Source organism: Bradyrhizobium sp. UFLA05-153, from assembly GCF_054185185.1.
Genome location: NZ_JBBIAM010000008.1, coordinates 26,970 through 45,684, shown reverse-complemented (window position 1 = coordinate 45,684; position 18,715 = coordinate 26,970). Strand labels below are relative to the sequence as shown.

Genomic DNA, 18,715 nt, shown 5'->3' with positions numbered 1-18,715 from the left:
GCTTTATGACAGGCCCGGGGGTGCGAGACCCGGGCGATGGATATCACCGAGTTTGAGGATCTGATCGATCGGTTGGGCGAGGACTTGTCCCTCTGGCCCGAGGACCGTCGTTCGTCCGCCGAAGAGCTGCTTGGTCATTCCGCCGATGCCCGCGCCCTTCTCGAATCGGCGCACGCGCTCCGTAATGCACTGGCCGCTCCTCCTGTGCGGGCGCCTGCCGGACTTGCCGATCGCATCGTCGCCGCCGCCAAGCGCACGGCCGATCCCGCCGAGCCCCACGCCGAGGGCGAGACGGCGGGGAACTGAGGCTCTTCCCCAACGCACTTCCAACAGCGTCAACGTCGAACCGGACGCTCGATGCTTCTTACCTCGCCCCGCTTACGGCGAGAGGCCGGAATGCGCGCGTAGCGCGGATTCCGGGTGAGGGGGAGCCTCCGCGAGTCCATCTGTCACCGTGATTGTGGAAACGCCGCTCACCCCAACCCTCTCAGCGCGAGCGTAGCTCGTCGCGGTCCCGTAAGAACGGGCGAGGGAGCGCACCACCGTGGCCGCGACAGCGCGATTCTTCTGTCTGCTCTCTCTTCTCCTTTCTCGCGCGCACACGGCAGATTTTGCCGCTTCGGAAAGCGCATCGTAGCGCGCGAATCCCCGCCTGAATTCACGCGCCCACGCGTTTCATCAGCACACAGATTTCAAGCGCAACCGAACGCGTTCGTTAGCCGCGCGTTGCACATGAACCGGGGTTTTCGATGACCGTTGCCGCGACGACGTCCACTTCGACAGCAACGACGACGACATCGTCGTCGAGCTCCTCATCCACCTCATCGCTGACGTCGAACGAGTTTCTCAGCTTGCTCGTCAGCGAGCTGCAGAACCAGGATCCGCTGAACGCAACCTCGACGACGGACTTCATCAACCAGCTCACCTCCTACGCCAATTTCAGCCAGCAGCAGTCGATCAACACCAATCTCAGCGCGCTCGCGAGCTCGTTCTCGAGCCTCGTGACGCTGAACTCGGTCAACTATATCGGCCACACGGTAGAGGCGAAGACCGACACCGCGACGCTGACCAACGGCTCGGCGACGTTCGGCTACTCGCTGTCTTCGGCGGCTTCGAACGTGTCTATCACCGTCAAGGATTCGTCCGGCAACACGGTGTGGACAGGAACCGGCACCGGCAATTCCGGCTCCAACACCTTCACCTGGGACGGCAAGGATTCCAGCGGCAACCAGCTCACCGACGGCGGCCAGTACACGATCTCGGTGACCGCAACGGATTCCGCCGGCAACTCGGTCCTCAACTACACGACGGTCACTGGCACGGTGACCGGCATCGACACCTCGACCTCGACGCCATCGCTCACGGTGAACGGCGTCTCGGTCAGCGCCGCCAACATCATCGGCGTCACGTCCTGATTTTTTCGGAGTTCGATCATGAGCCTCAGCGGCGCACTTTCCTCGGCAATCTCGGCGCTCAGCGCGCAGAGCCAGTCCTTGTCGATGATCAGCGACAACATCGCCAATTCCGACACGACCGGCTACAAGACGACGTCTGCGATGTTCGATGACCTCGTCACCGCATCGAGCAACGCAACCTCCTATGCCTCGGGTGGCGTCACGGTGTCCGGCCGGGCCAATATCACCCAACAGGGCCTGCTGGCTGCGACGTCCAACGCGACTGACGTCGCGATCCAGGGCTCGGGCTTCTTCGTGGCGACCAACGCGACGTCCGGCGGAACCGTGTCCTACACCCGCAACGGCGCTTTCACCATCGACAACGCAGGCTACCTCGAGAACAACGGCTACTATCTCGAAGGCTGGCGTACCGACGCCGACGGCAACGTGACGGGCAATGAATCGGCGAGCAATCTCGAGGCCATCAACACCCAGGTGGCATCGACCAGCGGCAGCGCGACCACCAAGACGACGATCGCGGCGAACCTTCCGTCGGATGCCGCCACGGGCGACACCTATACCAGCTCGATGACGGTCTACGATTCGCTCGGCGCGGCGAACTCGATCCAGATTACCTGGACCAAGACCGCCACCAACACCTGGAGCGCGAGCTTTGCCAATCCGACCTCGTCGTCGGACACCTCGACCACGACCGGCACGACCAGCGGCACGGTGGCGATCACCTTCAACAGCGACGGCTCGCTGGCGAGCACCAGCCCGAGCCCGGCGACGATTTCGGTGACGGGCTGGACCGACGGCGCGGCCGACAGCACCATCACGCTGGATATGGGCACCGCAGGCGGCACCGACGGCCTGACGCAATATGCGTCAGGCGAAACCACGCCGTCCGTCAACGTCACCAGCATCACCTCCGACGGCCTGTCCTACGGAACGCTGTCGAGCATCGCCATTGGCAAGAATGGCGTGGTCGATGCCACCTATTCCAACGGCAAGACGATCGCGATCTACAAGATCGCGGTGGCGACCTTTGCCGATCCCAACGGTCTTTCCGCCAGCAGTGACCAGATGTATTCGGCGACCGTCACGTCGGGAGATCCGACGCTGCAGGCCTCCGGCGAGAATGGTGCGGGTACGGTCTATGGCAGCGAGCTCGAATCCTCCACCACCGACACCTCGAGTCAGTTCTCCAGCATGATCTCGGCGCAGCAGGCTTACTCCGCCGCCTCACAGGTCATCTCGACCGTCAACAAGATGTACGACACCCTGATCTCGGCGATGAGGTAGGCGATGCGCGGGGAAAGGAGCCATACCGCGGGAGAGGCGCTGCTGCTGCGACTGCAGCGGTTGATCGCGCGCGCCCGCGCGGCTGGCAGGGAACGCGGAGAATTGCTCGCACTGCTCGACGACATCGAGACGGCGCGCCGCGGCCTGATCCGCGAATCCAAGGCAATCGAAGACGAGACGCGGCAGACGAGCGTGAGAACCACGGCGATCGGCGCCTATTTACGCGGCGCCCAGATAGGCAGCGGCCGGCGGCACAATTGAGACCACGAAAGCAGCGAACATGAAACAGGCTCAAATCACCAGGACCAGCGCCGCCGAGGGCGACGCGCGCATCAAATCCCTGATCGCCCTGATCGACGGCTTGACCGCGCTGGTCGCCGAAGAGAACGCCGAGCTCGCCAAGGGGCTTCCGGCCTCGCGCCTGAAGCAGGTCGACGAGAAGAACCGGCTGGCGGAAATATTCGAAAGGACCGTTGCGGAATGCGCCGCCGGCTCGACCAGCCTGCATGTCCGCGACCGGATCCTGCGCGAACAGCTCATGGAGCGGATCCTGAAGCTGCGCGCGGCGATGGATGAGAACCTGGTGCGCCTGCGCGCGGCGATCGAGGCCAGTAACCGCCGTATCGAGGCGGTGATGCAGGCGATCCGCGAGCAGATTGCCGCGGTGTCGCCCTATGGCGCGTCGGGCCGCCTCGCCGCGCGCGCGGTCTCCAGCGGCACCATTCGTCAGGCCTGAGGGCAGGGAAAGGGCAGCCGCCGTGTCGCTCGATATCGCACGATTGATCGCCTTCAGCGGGCTGTCGGCCACGCAGGTGCAGATCAGCGTGACGTCGTCGAACATCTCGAACGCCGACACGACGGGCTATACCGAGAAGACCGCAAGCCAGGCGAGCAGCGTCACCAATGGCGTCGGCACCGGGGTCACGGTGACGGGCATCACCTCGAACGTCGACAAGCTATTGTTGAAGTCGCTGATCGCTGCGACCTCCGACCTCGGTTCGGCCGACACGACCAACACGTACCTGGCCTCGCTCGAGAAGCTCTACGGCTCGACCAGCAGCTCGGACTCATCGTCGACCGGAACGTCGCTTGCCAATTCGATCGCGTCGCTGGAATCGGCATTGTCGTCGCTGGCCAGCACGCCGAACAGCGCCTCGCTGCAATCCAACGTCATCAGCGCGCTCGACGACGTGGCGGGCCAGTTGCGGGAGACCTCGAGCGGCATCCAGAAACTGCGCTCCAACGCCGACCAGGACATCTCCTCGTCGATCGACGACGTGAACACCGACCTCGAGCAAATCGCCGAGCTCAATGCCGAGATCAAGCAGACCGCGGCGGCCGGCCAGTCGACCGCGGACCTGGAGGACCAGCGCAACACCGCGCTGCAGGACGTCGCCTCCAAGATGAATGTCAGCTACTACACGGCCTCGAACGGTGATCTCCAGATCTACACCACGTCCGGCCAGGCGCTGGTCGACAGCACCGCGCACACGATCAGCTACACGACGGCGGCCAATGTCTCCTCATCGACCATCTACACCGCCGGGTCCTCCTCCAGCGGCTTCAGCGCCATCACGGTGAACGGTGTCGACATCACCTCGCAGATCACCGGTGGCGACATCGGCGCCCTCATCACGCTCCGCGACAAGACCCTGCCGGCGGCGCAGTCCCAGCTCGACCAGCTTGCCCAGCAGCTCGCCTCGGCAATGAACGGCGTCTCCAACAGCGCCTCGTCGGTGCCGCCGCCGACCAGCCTCACCGGCACGACCAGCGTGACGAGCGCGACGGCGCTGTCCGCAACGGGCACGGTGCGCCTTGCCGTCACCGATCAGAGCGGCAACCTCGTTTCCTACAGCGATCTCGACCTTTCATCCTATTCCACGGTCGGTGACCTCGTCTCCGCCATCAACGGCATCTCCGGGCTATCGGCTTCGATCGATTCTAACGGCCACCTGACCATCACGTCGACCGACTCCAGCGATGGCGTCGCGATCAACGAGATGACGAGCTCGGTGGGAAGCGCCAGTGAAGGATTCTCGGAGTATTTTGGTCTCAACGATCTGGTGACCGGCACGAGCGCATCGGATATCGCCGTCAACAGCAGCATTCTCTCCGGCACCAATGAATTGCAGCTCGCGACGCTGGATTCCTCATCCAGCCTGACCGTCGGCAGCCAGGTGCTGACGCCGGGCTCGGCGGCCGTGGTCAACGACTTCTACGACGCGCTGACGGACTCGCGGACATTCGCGTCGGCCGGCGGGCTGGCCGCGACCACCGGCTCGTTCGCCGACTACACCGCGGCGATCGTCTCCGACGTCGCGAGCAAGTCGTCGCAGGCCTCCACCAACTACACCGCCAAGGAGACCGCACAGTCGACCTATGCCAGATCGCTGTCGTCACAATCGGGCGTCAACCTCGACGAGGAATCGGCGCGCCTGAGCACGCTGCAGAACAAGTATACGGCGGCCTCCGCGCTGATCCAGGCCATAAACACCATGTATTCGGCGCTGCTCAGCGCCGTGCAGTCGTCCTAAGGCGGGAGCGGATCCATGGTCGCGATGAGGGTGGCCACCTTCGCACAGTCGAACACGATGATCGCGGACGCGCTGCGCGTGCAGGCCGTCATGGCCAACGAGCAGATCCAGGAGTCATCGGGCGTCATCTCGAACGATTTCGGCGGCTACGGCTCGACCGCGCAGCACGTGGTCAATCTCCAGGTCTCGGTGACGCGGGCGCAATCCTATATCGACGCTGCGACGCTCGCCGACAGCAAGGTTCAGGTGATGTATTCGGCGGTGGGCTCGATGACCGATATCATCACCCAGCTCCGTTCCCAGCTCAGCGCTGCCTCGACCGGCAGCTCGACGGAGGGCAACTCCGTGATTTCCTCGGCGCAGCAGATGCTCGAGGAGATGGGATCGCTGCTCAACACGCAATATGACGGCCAGTACGTGTTTGCGGGCGGCAAGACGGAGACGGCGCCCGTCGATCTCACCAGCTTCTCCACCGGCACGGGATCCACCACGACGGCTGATACCAGCTATTATGTCGGCGACAGCGAGATCGCTTCGGTCCGCGTCGCGACCGACCAGAGCGTGCCCTACGGCGTGACCGCGGACAGTTCGGCGTTCGAAGAGGTGATGCGCGTCCTCAAATTCGTCGCCAACAGCTCGTCGCTGTCGTCGTCCGACATCACCAGCGCGCTGGATCTGGCGAGCTCGGCGCTGGACGACACCGCCGCCGTGCAGGCGAAGCTGTCGAGCTCGGCCTCGCAGATCGAGACGGCCAGCGCGCGCCAGAGCGATTACAAGAGCTACGCCGAGACGCTGGGAAGCGATCTCACCAGCGTTGACGTCGCGGCGGTCACGGCGCAGCTATCGACCTATCAGTCCCAGCTCACCGCGTCCTATTCGGCGCTCGCAAAAATCCTGAGTATGAATCTTGCGAGCTACCTGAAATAGACCCCGCTATTCCGCGGCGATCCTTTCCATGGCCATGGCGCGCAGCCTAGCGCGCTGGATCTTGACGCCATTGGCGCTGTCGGTGACGGGGAAGGCGTCGATGAAGTAGATGCGTGCGGGGATCTTGTATCCGGCCAGCCGCTCGCGCAGGCGCGCGATCAACGCGGCCTCTTGCGGCGGTTCTCCGGTTGGGATCACGAAGGCGGCGCAGCGGGCCTGTCCCTTGAAATCGACGGCGACGACCTGCGCATCGGAAATGCCGGCGCAGGACTTCAGCTCATCCTCGATCTCGCCGGGCGCGACTAGGAAGCCGCCGAGCCGCATGGCATCGCCCGCCCGCGTCTCGTAGACGAAGGAGCCATCGCCCCGCAGCCGGCCGATGTCTCCGGTGCGGAAGAAGCCGTCGGCCGTGGTCGCCTCGCGCGTCGCTTGCGGATTGTTGAAATAGCCGAGGAAGCGCGAGGGAGCGCTGATCTCGAGCTCGCCGGAGACACCGGGCCCCACCAGCTCGCCGCTGTCCGTATCGCGTATGCGCACGCGGGCGTCCGGCGACATCGGCCAGCCGCCGCCTTCGATGCGGTCGGCAAAAGCGGTGCCCCGCCGGCCGATCGAGAACAGGGCCTGCACCTCGCTCGAGCCGTACAGGCCGAACAGCGGCAAGCCCCGCGCCTCGGCCTCAACCGCAAACTCGCGCCAACCCGGCTGGAACGCGGCGAAGCCAAACGCTTCGGCGTGTGCGAACGGCCGTGGCGCATCGGTGAGCGCTAGGATACGGCGAAACATCTCGTCCGAGCCGAAGGAATGCGTGATCCTGTACTCACTGAAGATTTTGAGCGCCGGCGCGGCCTCGAACGCGTCGAGCGCGTGGATGGTGACGCCGGCTGCGAGAAAGGCGAGCAGGGCCGTCATGCCGAAGGTGCCGCAGAAGGGCAGCATCGCGAGCAGCGAATGGCGCTCCGGCGACAGCGCAAGCGCCTCGGCGACCGCGTCCGCATGCGTGGCCAGCGTCGCTTGCGAATGCGCCACCAGCTTCGGCCCCCTTGTGGTGCCAGAGGTGGTGTAGAGCAGCACGGGCAGATCGACGTCGCCGCGTGGTGGCGTAGCCGGACAGGCTCTCTCGAAGGCGTCGAAGCGTACGCAGGGCCATTGTGCGGGAATCGTATCCGCACCGGCCACGGCGAGCTTTTCAAGCGCCGGCACATCGCTCTTGGCGATACCAGCGAGAATGGCGGCAAAGTCGATCGAGCGGAACGCTGCCTCCATGACCAGAAGCTTCGCACCGGAGAGGTGGAGGAGGTGGGCGACTTCCGCGCTGCGGTAGCGCGTGTTGACCGCGGCAATGATTGCGCCAAGTCGGGCGGCGGCCAGCAGCAGCGCGATCCATTCGATGCGGTTGACCAGCCAGACTGCGACTACATCGCCTTTGCCGATACCTTGCGCGGCGAGCCACGCTGCCGTCTGGTCGATCCTGCCTGACAACTCGGCGCGCGAAACGGGCGTGCCGTCAAACACCAGCGCCGGATCGGCGAAGGTCTCGATTCTGATCAGCGATTGCAGCGAGCGATCGTTATGGCGCATGGCTACCCGCAGTAACCCGATCGCGCAAAACTGTCTACTTGGTGCCGAACATCCGGTCGCCGGCATCGCCCAGGCCCGGCACGATATAGCCGTGGTCGTTGAGCCGCTCGTCGACCGCGGCGGTCCAGATCGGCACGTCCGGATGTTCCGTCTGGAACTGCGCAATGCCTTCCGGGGCGGCCAGCAGGCAGACGAAGCGGATGTCGCGGGCGCCGCGCGCTTTCAGCAGGGACGCGCCGGCGCAAGCCGAGTTGCCCGTCGCCAGCATCGGGTCCATCAGGATGACGGTGCGATCGGAAAGATCCTGCGGCGCCTTGAAGTAGTACTCCACGGCCTGCAGGGTCGCGGGATCGCGATAGAGCCCGATATGGGCGATCCGGGCGGAGGGCATCAGTGCCAGCATGCCATCGAGGAAGCCGACGCCGGCGCGCAGGATCGGCGCCAGCGTGAGCTTCTTGCCGGCGATTTTAGGCGCCTGCATCGGCGAGATCGGCGTCTCGATTTCCACAAGCTCCAGCGGCAGGTCGCGCGTCACCTCGTAGCACAAGAGCATCCCGATCTCGTTCAGGATTTCGCGAAAGCTCTTGGTCGAGCGGTCCTTTTCCCGCATCAGCGAGAGCTTGTGCTGGACCAGGGGGTGATCGACGACGTGGACGTTGCTGCTACCCATGGTACCCGCTCTACACGGTTCCCTGAGCTTTCGCCAGATCGGCCGCAGCGTTTTCCCTGCGCATGAGCTGCCTAACCGGCGGGCATCGCGACCTCAGTCCTGGCCCGGTTGCCGGCCTCGTAGGCTAGGCCTAGACGCCCAATCCGCGCGCGATAAGCGTGATCACGAGCGTCAGGATGCCGCCCCAGATCAGGCTCAGCGTCATGGTCAAGATGGTGACCGTGATCGCGTGCTCGAGATTTGCCTTGGCGGGCTGCATGCTAGTCGCCCGGTGCCGCACCGACGCGCATGCCGATGAGCAGCGTCCCCATCAGCGCGATCATGACGATGATCTTGAGTTCGATCATGTGCGTGCTCTCCCGCAAGGGTTACCTGGTCGCAAGCCGCGCCAGATGGCGCGTCGCGCGGACCATCCACTTTGCGAGTTCTCCAACGAGTGGATTGCCGCGGTTCTCGATATCGAGCTCGAACGTTTCGGACGGAAAGATCAGCGCGCACCGTGCAGGTCGGCTCTGCGCATGGGCGAAATGGACCGCCGAGCGCTTGAACAGGAAGAGCCCGCCAAGGCGGCCCTGCGCTTCACGCGCAACCCATAGGCCGGCCTTGTTGCGACCGATGAAGAAAGCCGGAATGGCGGCGCTGACGATTTCAGGATCGAGCGGTTGAAGATTGGGGTGCACGACCACGGCTGTATCCGCCTTCTCCCACCTCCGGCGGCGCGGACGGGTCGGACCGGCGTCGTTGAAGGTGATTGCGGCCATGGTAGCCTCCTCGAGAAATTCGCTCGCCGTATCGTGCGCCGGGAGGCCATAGGAATGCGAGAGGACTAAGGGCGGCATCGCATAGGAGGGACATAAAGGCGGTTCCCGCGGCGCGATCTGCCGCCGGGCCGATCAGTAGTGGAATCGCGACATATAGATCACGGTCTTCAAGGCGACCAGCGCGGTCAGCACGCTTCCCATCGACAGGAGCGCCAGCGTGCGCAAGCAGACGCGCCGGATGGTCGCGGCGTGGGCGTTCGAGATCCAGGCTTCGGGAGCGCTCTTCCTTCCAGGTGGATGAAAGGGCTGTTCGAGGCGATGCGTGAGCATCGACATGATGAAATCCTCTTGTTGTGATGGTATTGCGGTCAGCCGAAATGGTCGCAGTTGACCGGCTCGTAGAGCTGGCCCGCGGTCTGCTGGACGGATGGAACGCTGGGCCGGCTTGCTTCGGCGGTGAGCACTTGCGCCTCGGCAAAGGCCGAGAGCAATGCGAGCGCGAGGTCGGAATGCCGTCCCTCGACCGAGCTCTCCAGCCAATCCGGCAACTCGCGTTCGCGCGAGAGCGCGCAATACCATTCGCCTTCGTCATAGGCGATGCGGCGAACCTGCCACAGCGGCAGCTCAAGTTCCAGCAGCACAAGCGCAGCATCGGTCCAGGCGTCGGCATCGATCAGGCGCGTCAGCCGTGCGGTTCGTTCGCTCTGTCCAAGCGAGGGGAAGCGGCGGCAGGCCTTGTCGATGAGGTCGAGCATCAGGGGCCGCGTCACCGTGTGCGCGCTGCGAAGCCGCTCGCCGAGCGAAACCGGATCGAAGTTTTGCAGAACGGAAGACATGACGGCGTCTCGATCTTGGGCCGGCCGCGGGTCCGCAACCGACGCCATCAAGATCGCGGGAAGGGCATTTGAAAGCGAGATGGGGCAGGGGAGCGAAATATAGGGATTTCATAAAGGTCGGAGCGGGCTGCGGAAGGGGCGGGGCACGCTCACCCAACCCTCAACTGTGGCGTTAGCCGGATGGTCTCCCAAGCATCCGCGTCCCCCGGCCTTTATGAGATTCCTATATCGTCGCCATAGCCTCCCTCTCGAAAACCTATGCCTTGGGTGGCACGTCTCGGCCCGACAGCGCGGCATCCGACTCCGGCCGCGCCCGGTTGCATAGGGACATTCTCATGCTCGACATCATCATGCTGGCGCTGGGCTTCGCCTTCTTCGCGCTCGCGATCGGCTACACCTACGCCTGCGAACGGCTGTGACGGGAGCGGCGCCATGATCTTCGACTATTCGCTCGCCGGTGCGGTCTCGCTCGGCCTTCTCTTCTACCTCACCTACGCGCTGCTGCGGCCCGAGCGGTTCTAGGGGTGTTGCTGCCCCTCAAACTGCTTCTGGCCGACGCCGCCCTCGTGGCGGTGCTGCTCGCGGTTCTTCTGCCGCTGCTGCGCGGAAGGCCGGTTCTCAAGGACCAAATGCCATGACTGTTATCGGTTGGCTCCAGATCATTCTCTTTTGCGTCATCATCCTCGCCCTGACCAAGCCGCTCGGCTGGTACATGACGCTCGTCTTCAATGGCGAGCGCACTGTCTTGTCGCCGGTGCTGCGCCCGGTTGAGACCGGGCTCTACCGGATTTCCGGTGTCGACGAGAAGCGCGAGCAGCATTGGTTGACCTACACGGTCTCCATGCTGCTGTTCCACGTCGGTGGCTTCCTGATCATCTACGGGCTGATGAGGCTCCAGGCCGTTCTGCCGTTCAACCCGGCCGGTCAGTCCGCGGTCGCGGAGGATCTCTCCTTCAATACCGCGATCTCCTTCATCACCAACACCAACTGGCAGAACTACGGCGGCGAGAGCACGCTGTCCTATCTGGTGCAGATGGTGGGCCTGACGCACCAGAACTTCCTGTCCGCCGCCACCGGCATCGTGTTGGCGCTTGCGCTTATCCGCGGTTTTGCGCGCGCATCGGTGCGGACCGTCGGCAACTTCTGGGTCGATGTCACCCGTTGCACGCTCTATGTGCTGCTGCCGATCTGCATCATCTACACGCTGTTCCTGGTCTGGGACGGTATCCCGCAGACGCTCGGGGCCTATGTCGAGGCGACCACGCTTGAAGGCGCCAAGCAGACCATCGCGGTCGGTCCGGTCGCCTCGCAAGTGGCGATCAAGATGCTCGGCACCAATGGCGGCGGCTTCTTCAACGCCAACGCGGCTCATCCCTTCGAGAACCCGACCGCGTTGTCGAACTTCGTGCAGATGATCTCGATCTTTGCGCTCGGTGCCGCGCTGACCAACGTGTTCGGCCGCATGGTCGGCAACCAGCGTCAGGGCTGGGCGATCCTGGCTGTGATGGGCGTGCTGTTCCTCGCCGGTGTTGCAGTTACCTATTGGGCGGAAGCCAGCGGCACCTCGACGCTCCAGGCGCTGGGCCTGACCGGCGGCAACATGGAAGGCAAGGAGGTTCGCTTCGGCATCGTTGCCTCCTCGCTGTTTGCCGTGATCACGACGGCTGCCTCCTGCGGCGCGGTCAACGCCATGCATGACAGCTTTACCGCGCTTGGCGGCATGATCCCGCTGATCAACATCCAGCTCGGCGAAATCATCGTCGGCGGTGTCGGCGCCGGTATGTACGGCATGCTGCTGTTCGTCGTTCTCGCGATCTTCGTTGCCGGCCTCATGGTCGGACGCACGCCGGAATATGTCGGCAAGAAGATCGAGGCGCGCGAGGTCAAGATGGCGATGCTCGCCATCCTGGTGCTGCCGCTGATGATCCTCGGCTGGACGGCCGTTGCCGTCGTGCTGCCCTCGGCGGTGGCCTCGATGGCCAATGCCGGCCCGCACGGCTTCTCCGAGGCGCTCTATGCCTACACCTCGCAGACCGGCAATAACGGTTCGGCCTTCGCAGGGCTCACCGGCAACACGCTGTTCTACAACGTCACCGGCGGCGTCTCGATGTTCGTCGGCCGCTTCTTCATGATCGTGCCGGCCATGGCGATCGCAGGATCGCTGGCGGAGAAGAAGTCGATCCCGCCGTCGATGGGCACGTTCCCGACCACCGGCGGGCTATTCGTCGGTCTCGTCGTCGGCGTGATCCTGATCATGGGCGGCCTGACCTTCTTCCCGGCGCTCGCGCTCGGCCCGATCGTCGAGCACCTCGCGATGAACGCCGGCCAAGTTTTCTGATCAACAAGTCTTCTGATCGAATTGTCTGGAGCGACCTCCATGGAAACGATGAAACTGCAAAAACGTGCTCCGATGTCGGCGATGCTCGATCCGAAGATCGTCGTGCCTGCGATCCGTGCTTCCTTCGTCAAGCTCGATCCGCGGCTGATGATCAAGAACCCCGTGATGTTCGTGGTCGAAATCGTCGCCGCGCTTACGACCGTCATCTTCCTGCGCGACCTCCTCACCGGCGGAACGAACCTTGGATTCACCTTCCAGATCATTCTCTGGCTGTGGTTCACTGTGCTCTTCGCCAATCTCGCGGAAGCCGTTGCCGAAGGCCGCGGCAAAGCCCAGGCCGAGTCGCTGCGCAAGACCCGCACCGAAAGCCAGGCCAAGCTGCTGACCGGCTCCGACCGTAGCTTCAGACTCGTGCCGGGCACGAGCCTGAAGGTTGGCGACATCGTGCTGGTCGATGCCGGCGATACGATTCCATCCGACGGCGAGGTGATCGAAGGCGTCGCCTCCGTCAACGAAGCCGCCATCACCGGCGAATCCGCGCCGGTGATCCGTGAATCCGGCGGCGACCGTTCCGCGGTGACGGGCGGCACGCAGGTGTTGTCCGACTGGATCCGCGTCCGCATCACCGCGGCGCAGGGCTCGACCTTCATCGACCGGATGATCAAGCTGGTCGAGGGCGCCGAGCGGCAGAAGACGCCGAACGAGATCGCGCTCAACATCCTGCTTGCGGGCCTCACCATCATCTTCGTGTTCGCAACCGTCACCATTCCGAGCTACGCGGCCTATGCCGGCGGCTCGATCTCGGTGATCGTGCTGGTCGCGCTGTTCGTGACGCTGATCCCGACCACGATCGGTGCGCTGCTGTCGGCGATCGGGATCGCTGGCATGGACCGCCTGGTGCGCTTCAACGTGCTGGCGATGTCCGGCCGCGCCGTCGAGGCCGCCGGCGACGTCGACACGCTCCTGCTCGACAAGACCGGCACCATCACGCTCGGCAACCGCCAGGCGACCGCGTTCCGTCCCGTGCGCGGGGTGACCGAGCAGGAGCTCGCGGATGCGGCGCAACTCGCCTCGCTCGCCGACGAAACCCCGGAGGGCCGCTCCATCGTCGTGCTGGCGAAGGAGAAATACGGCATACGCGGCCGCGACATGGCCGAGCTTGGCGCCACCTTCATCCCCTTCACGGCGCAGACTCGCATGAGCGGCGTCGATGCCGGTGGCGTATCGGTGCGCAAGGGCGCTATCGATGCCATGCTCAACTATATCGGCGGCGGCGCGCCGCAGGCGGTCGCCTCCGGCAACACGATGCGTGCCGTGCAACCGTCCGCGCTCTCGGAGGTCGGACGCGAGATCCAGGCGATCGCGGATGAGGTGTCGAAATCGGGCGGTACGCCGCTGGCGGTTGCCAAGGACGGTCGCCTGCTGGGAATCGTCCAGCTCAAGGACATCGTCAAGGGCGGCATCCGCGAGCGTTTTGCGGAGCTGCGCCGCATGGGCATCCGCACCATCATGATCACCGGCGACAACCCCATGACGGCGGCCGCGATCGCGGCGGAAGCCGGCGTCGACGACTTCCTTGCGCAGGCAACGCCCGAGGACAAGCTCAAGCTGATCCGCGACGAGCAGGCCAAGGGCAAGCTGGTAGCGATGTGCGGCGACGGTACCAACGATGCGCCGGCGCTCGCGCAGGCCGATGTCGGCGTCGCCATGAACACGGGTACACAGGCCGCGCGCGAGGCCGGCAACATGGTCGATCTCGACTCCAACCCGACCAAGCTGATCGAGGTGGTCGAGATCGGCAAGCAGTTGTTGATGACGCGCGGCGCGCTGACGACGTTCTCGATCGCCAACGACGTCGCGAAATATTTTGCGATCATCCCGGCGATGTTCTTGGCGTTCTACCCGCAGCTCAACGTGCTCAACGTCATGAACCTGACGAGCCCGCAGAGCGCCATCCTGTCTGCGATCATCTTCAACGCGCTGATCATCATCGCGCTGATTCCACTGGCGCTGAAGGGGGTTGCCTACCGCGCCGTCGGTGCCGGCGCGCTTCTGCGCCGTAACCTGATGGTCTACGGCTTTGGAGGCATCATCATTCCCTTCATCGGTATCAAGGCGATCGACCTCGTGGTTACCGCCCTGCACCTTGCTTAATCGTCATTGCGAGGAGCGGAGCAACGAAGCAATCCAGATCCTTCGGCAACAGCCTGGATTGCTTCGCTTCGCTCGCAATGACGGAGAATTAGGAGACGCAACATGCTCAGAGAAATCCGCCCCGCCATCGTCCTGCTGGTCGCGCTCACTGTCATTACGGGACTGGCCTATCCGCTCGCGATGACCGGCATTGCCGGCGTGCTCTTCCCAAGCCAGGCGCAAGGCAGCCTGATCGTGAAGGACGGCAAGGTCATCGGCTCCGCCTTGATCGGGCAGGAGTTCAGGGATGACAGATATTTCCACGGCCGCCTGTCGGCGACGGTCGCGCCGGATCCGAATGATTCGACCAAGACCGTGTCCGCGCCCTACAACGCTGCCAATTCCGGCGGCTCCAACCTCGGCCCGACCAGCAAGGCGCTGGCCGACCGGCTGAAAGAAGATGTGGACAAGCTGAAGGCGGAGAACCCGGGCCAGCCCGTGCCGCTCGACCTGGTCACGACGTCCGGCAGCGGTCTCGACCCGCACATCTCGCCGGAAGCCGCCCAATTCCAGGTGACGCGCGTGGCCAAGGCGCGCAGCATGCCGGAGGAGACGCTCAGGCAGATCGTGGCCGCCAACACCGAGGGCCGCCTGCTGGGCCTGATCGGCGAGCCCCGGGTCAACGTGCTGGCGTTGAACCTCGCGCTCGACCGCGCCGCCAAGTAGCGGCCTAGGCTCCCGGTGGCCGGATGATTATAATGCGCTGATGGTCAGAGAGCGCCGCGATCCCGAACAACGTCCTTCGCCCGAGGCGCTGCTGGAAGCGGCGCGCCGGGAGGAGAGCGCGAGCGGCAAGCTCAAGATATTCGTCGGCGCCGCCCCCGGCGTCGGCAAGACCTACGAGATGCTGCAAAGCGCGCACGCCAAGCGCAAGGCGGGTATCGACGTCGTCGTCGGGTTCGTCGAGACCCATGGCCGCGCGGAGACCGAAGCGCTGCTTCGCGGGCTCGAAGTCATTCCGCGCAAGAAACTCGAATATCGCGGGCAGGTCCTGGAGGAGATGGACCTCGATGCGGTGATCGCTCGCCGGCCGCAAATCGCCCTGGTCGACGAACTCGCCCACACCAATGCGGCCGGCAGCCGCCATCCCAAGCGCTATCTCGACGTCGAGGAGCTGCTCGCGAACGGTATTGACATCTACAGCGCCGTCAACATCCAGCATATCGAAAGCCTGAACGACGTCGTTGCTCAAATCACCCATGTGCGGGTGCGTGAGACCGTGCCGGATTCGGTGTTCGATCGCGCGGATGCGATCGAGCTGATCGACCTCACGCCCGACGATCTGATCCAGCGGCTGAAGGAGGGCAAGGTCTATGTGCCCAAGCAGGCCGAGCGGGCGCTGGAGCATTATTTCTCGCCGGGCAATCTCACGGCGCTGCGCGAGCTGGCGTTGCGCCGCACCGCCGAGCGCGTCGACGAGCAGCTCCTCACCCATATGCAGGCCAATGCCATCGCGGGCCCCTGGGCCGCGGGCGAGCGCATCCTGGTTTGCGTCAGCGAGGATCCGCGCGCGGCAGGCCTCGTGCGCTACACCAAGCGTCTCGCCGACCGGTTGCACGCGCCATTCACCGCGATCTCGATCGAGACGCGGCGATCGCTCCAGCTCTCGGACACGGAGCGGGATCGGCTCGCCGACACGCTGCGACTTGCCGAGTCCCTTGGCGGTGAGGCGCTGACAATTCCCGGCGTCGGCCGTCGAATTGCCGACGACGTCATCAACTTCGCACAAGGCAACAACGTCACGCAGATCGTGATCGGAAAATCGACGCGCTCGCGCTGGTTCGAGATCACGCGCGGCTCGGTGGTGCATGACCTCGTGCGCCGCTCCGGCAATATCACCGTGCACGTCATTTCCGGCGACGAATTGCCCGGCGAGGCGGCGCCGAAGACGGCGGTGCAGACGGCGGCCCGCACGGAACCGTTCGATCCGCGCCCCTATCTCAAGGCGCTGGGAATCGCGCTGCTTGGACTAGGCGCCGCCGAGCTGATCCAGCCCTACTTCGGCATCGAGAATGTCGATCTCGTGCTGCTGACGGCGGTGGTCGCCGTTGCGGTGCGCTACGGCCTCTGGCCGTCGCTGCTTGCCACGGTGGTAGCGTCGCTTTGCTACAATTTCTTTTTCCTGCCGCCGATCTATACGTTCACGATCACAGATCCGACCAACGTCGCGGCCTTCGTGCTGTTCATGGTGGTTGCGATGCTGGTGTCCAATGTCGCGGCTCGCGTGCGTACCCAGGCCGATACCGCGATCGGCCGGATCAGGATGACCGAGCAGCTCCATGCCTTCAGCCGCAAGCTGGCGGGCACCGCGACGCTCGACGATGTCTTGTGGGCGACCGCCTACCAGATTGCTCTGATGTTGAAGGTTCGCGTGGTGCTGCTGCTGCCGGAGGAGGGCCTGCTGACGGTGAAGTCGGGCTATCCGCCGGAGGATGAGCTTGACCAGGCCGACCTTGCCGCCGCCAACTGGGCCTGGAGCAACGACCGCTCTGCCGGCCGCGGCTCAGACACGCTGCCCGGCGCAAAGCGCCTGTTCCTGCCGATGCGCACCGGGCGTGGCCCGATCGGCGTCATCGGCATCGACAACGACCGCACCGGTCCGCTTCTAACGCCCGATCAGCGCCGGCTGCTCGATGCGCTGGTCGACCAGGGCGCGCTCGCGATCGAGCGCGTGCTGCTGGTCGAAGACATGGATCGGGTCAAGCGCACGGTCGAATCCGAGCGGCTGCGCTCGGCGCTGCTCACCTCGATCTCGCACGACCTGAAGACGCCGCTGGCCTCCGTTCTTGGCGCGGCCTCGACCATGCGTGACCTCGCCGGCGCCCTGTCCGACACCGAGAAGCGCGACCTGCTGGCAACCGTGATCGACGAATCCGAGAGGCTCAATCGCTTCATCGCCAATCTGCTCGACATGACCAAGCTCGAATCCGGCGCGATCGTGCCGAACACGGCGCTGCACGACGTCAGCGAAATCGTCGGTAGTGCGCTGAGGCGCACGAGCAAGATCCTGACGCGCCACAGGGTCGATCTCCGGCTCGCGGCCGACCTGCCGATGCTCGAGCTCGACGCCGTGCTGTTTGAGCAGGTGCTGTTCAATCTGCTCGACAACGCGGCAAAGTATTCGCCACCGGATACCACCATCGCAATCCGCAGCCAGCGCGACAAGGACCGTGTCGTGCTCGAGGTGGCCGACGAAGGCGAGGGCATCCCACCGGGCGAGCTCGAGAGCGTGTTCGACAAATTCTATCGTGTGCAGAAGGGCGATCATGTCCGGCCCGGCACCGGGCTCGGACTTGCGATCTCCCGCGGCTTCGTCGAGGCGATGCACGGCACGATCACGGCTGCGAACCGCGGGGATCGCAGCGGTGCGGTGCTCACCATTCGCCTGCCGATCCCAGCGCAGACCAACGCATTGGACACCGCCGCATGAGCGCACCATCGATCAAGGTTCTGGTCATCGACGACGAACCGCCGATCCGCAAATTGCTGCGGATGGGGTTGACGACACAGGGCTATGACATCCTGGAAGCGCCGAACGGCAGGACCGCGCTGGAAAAACTCACCGAGGAGCCGGCGCTGATCATCCTCGATCTCGGCCTGCCCGATATCCAGGGCCATGAGCTGCTCCGCACCATCCGCGCGCGCAACGAGAGCGTGCCGATCGTGGTGCTCTCGAGCCGCGGCGATGAGGCCGGCAAGGTGCAGGCGCTCGATCTCGGTGCCGACGACTATCTGACAAAACCGTTCGGCATGGACGAGCTTCTGGCGCGGCTGCGGGCCGCGCTGCGGCACCAGCTCCAGGTCAAGGGCGAGCGTCCGGTGTTCCGTAGCGGCGATCTCTCCGTCGATCTCGTTCGCCGTATCGTCAAGGTCGGCGAGCGCGAGATAAAGCTGTCGCCGAAGGAATACGATCTCCTGCGCGTGCTGGTGCAGCACGCCGGCAAGGTGTTGACCCACCGCTTCCTGTTGAAGGAGCTATGGGACGAGCTGACCGATGCGCAATACTTACGCGTTTACGTCCGCCAGCTTCGCCAGAAGATCGAGGCCGATCCCGAGCGGCCGCAATATGTGCTGACCGAAACGGGGATCGGGTATCGGTTGAAGGCGGGGGATTGAGTTCGCTGTCCAGGCGTCACCCTGCCTCCTCACCATGAGGGGTTAGGGCGATGCGCGTTGCGC

20 protein-coding genes are annotated in these 18,715 nt (G+C 64.5%); 14 read left to right on the top strand and 6 right to left on the bottom strand.

What is annotated here, in order from left to right; genetic code table 11:
• Nucleotides 1–36: 36 nt before the first annotated feature.
• The 7 genes from Q2941_RS07450 (at nt 37) to Q2941_RS07420 (ending at nt 6,160) form a co-directional block, all read left to right on the top strand.
• Nucleotides 37–306, top strand: coding sequence for a hypothetical protein (locus tag Q2941_RS07450; protein ID WP_458192063.1), 270 nt, complete (start codon nt 37–39; stop codon nt 304–306).
• Between the two features lie 443 nt (nt 307–749).
• Nucleotides 750–1,415 carry a flagellar hook assembly protein FlgD gene (locus tag Q2941_RS07445; RefSeq protein WP_027524690.1) on the top strand — a complete coding sequence of 222 codons (666 nt, stop codon included), beginning with the start codon at nt 750–752 and terminating at the stop codon, nt 1,413–1,415.
• Nucleotides 1,416–1,433: 18 nt separating this feature from the next.
• Nucleotides 1,434–2,699, top strand: coding sequence for a flagellar hook protein FlgE (gene flgE, locus Q2941_RS07440; RefSeq protein WP_027524689.1), 1,266 nt, complete (start codon nt 1,434–1,436; stop codon nt 2,697–2,699).
• A gap of 3 nt (nt 2,700–2,702) precedes the next feature.
• Nucleotides 2,703–2,960: a hypothetical protein gene (locus Q2941_RS07435; protein ID WP_458192062.1), complete on the top strand. Its 258-nt coding sequence runs from the start codon at nt 2,703–2,705 to the stop codon at nt 2,958–2,960.
• A gap of 19 nt (nt 2,961–2,979) precedes the next feature.
• Nucleotides 2,980–3,435: a hypothetical protein gene (locus Q2941_RS07430; protein ID WP_027524687.1), complete on the top strand. Its 456-nt coding sequence runs from the start codon at nt 2,980–2,982 to the stop codon at nt 3,433–3,435.
• 22 nt (nt 3,436–3,457) lie between these two features.
• Nucleotides 3,458–5,233, top strand: coding sequence for a flagellar hook-associated protein FlgK (gene flgK, locus Q2941_RS07425; protein ID WP_458192061.1), 1,776 nt, complete (start codon nt 3,458–3,460; stop codon nt 5,231–5,233).
• Between the two features lie 15 nt (nt 5,234–5,248).
• A complete protein-coding gene (locus tag Q2941_RS07420; RefSeq protein ID WP_458192060.1) occupies nt 5,249–6,160 on the top strand; it encodes a flagellin in 912 nt (303 codons plus the stop codon).
• Between the two features lie 6 nt (nt 6,161–6,166).
• On the opposite strand, the gene Q2941_RS07415 is transcribed toward Q2941_RS07420, so the two are convergent.
• The 6 genes from Q2941_RS07415 to Q2941_RS07390 form a co-directional block, all read right to left on the bottom strand.
• Nucleotides 6,167–7,738, bottom strand: a complete 1,572-nt coding sequence (locus tag Q2941_RS07415) for an AMP-binding protein (RefSeq protein WP_458192059.1) — start codon at nt 7,736–7,738, stop codon at nt 6,167–6,169.
• Between the two features lie 34 nt (nt 7,739–7,772).
• A complete protein-coding gene (gene upp, locus Q2941_RS07410) occupies nt 7,773–8,408 on the bottom strand; it encodes a uracil phosphoribosyltransferase (RefSeq protein ID WP_027524683.1) in 636 nt (211 codons plus the stop codon).
• A gap of 130 nt (nt 8,409–8,538) precedes the next feature.
• Nucleotides 8,539–8,667 carry a hypothetical protein gene (locus Q2941_RS07405; RefSeq protein ID WP_458192058.1) on the bottom strand — a complete coding sequence of 43 codons (129 nt, stop codon included), beginning with the start codon at nt 8,665–8,667 and terminating at the stop codon, nt 8,539–8,541.
• Nucleotides 8,668–8,776: 109 nt separating this feature from the next.
• Complete coding sequence (locus Q2941_RS07400; protein WP_458192057.1) at nt 8,777–9,169, bottom strand: hypothetical protein; 393 nt, start codon at nt 9,167–9,169, stop codon at nt 8,777–8,779.
• Nucleotides 9,170–9,301: 132 nt separating this feature from the next.
• Nucleotides 9,302–9,505 carry a hypothetical protein gene (locus Q2941_RS07395; RefSeq protein WP_254111110.1) on the bottom strand — a complete coding sequence of 68 codons (204 nt, stop codon included), beginning with the start codon at nt 9,503–9,505 and terminating at the stop codon, nt 9,302–9,304.
• Between the two features lie 32 nt (nt 9,506–9,537).
• A complete protein-coding gene (locus tag Q2941_RS07390; RefSeq protein WP_458192056.1) occupies nt 9,538–10,005 on the bottom strand; it encodes a hypothetical protein in 468 nt (155 codons plus the stop codon).
• Nucleotides 10,006–10,268: 263 nt separating this feature from the next.
• On the opposite strand from Q2941_RS07390, the gene Q2941_RS07385 reads away from it, so the two are divergent.
• From Q2941_RS07385 to Q2941_RS07355, 7 genes are all read left to right on the top strand, one after another.
• A complete protein-coding gene (locus Q2941_RS07385; protein ID WP_458192055.1) occupies nt 10,269–10,424 on the top strand; it encodes a hypothetical protein in 156 nt (51 codons plus the stop codon).
• Between the two features lie 13 nt (nt 10,425–10,437).
• Nucleotides 10,438–10,527: a K(+)-transporting ATPase subunit F gene (locus tag Q2941_RS07380; protein WP_018454042.1), complete on the top strand. Its 90-nt coding sequence runs from the start codon at nt 10,438–10,440 to the stop codon at nt 10,525–10,527.
• 112 nt (nt 10,528–10,639) lie between these two features.
• Entirely contained in the window at nt 10,640–12,343 is a 1,704-nt protein-coding gene (gene kdpA, locus Q2941_RS07375) for a potassium-transporting ATPase subunit KdpA (protein ID WP_458192054.1), read from the top strand.
• Between the two features lie 39 nt (nt 12,344–12,382).
• Nucleotides 12,383–14,497, top strand: coding sequence for a potassium-transporting ATPase subunit KdpB (gene kdpB / locus Q2941_RS07370; protein ID WP_458192053.1), 2,115 nt, complete (start codon nt 12,383–12,385; stop codon nt 14,495–14,497).
• Nucleotides 14,498–14,599: 102 nt separating this feature from the next.
• Nucleotides 14,600–15,202 (top strand): K(+)-transporting ATPase subunit C, encoded by a 603-nt coding sequence (locus Q2941_RS07365; protein ID WP_458192052.1) that lies wholly within the window; start codon nt 14,600–14,602, stop codon nt 15,200–15,202.
• Nucleotides 15,203–15,242: 40 nt separating this feature from the next.
• Nucleotides 15,243–17,966, top strand: coding sequence for a DUF4118 domain-containing protein (locus Q2941_RS07360; RefSeq protein WP_458192051.1), 2,724 nt, complete (start codon nt 15,243–15,245; stop codon nt 17,964–17,966).
• Nucleotides 17,963–18,652 (top strand): response regulator, encoded by a 690-nt coding sequence (locus tag Q2941_RS07355; RefSeq protein ID WP_458192050.1) that lies wholly within the window; start codon nt 17,963–17,965, stop codon nt 18,650–18,652. The genes Q2941_RS07360 and Q2941_RS07355 overlap by 4 nt, the downstream gene beginning before the upstream one ends.
• Nucleotides 18,653–18,715: the final 63 nt, after the last annotated feature.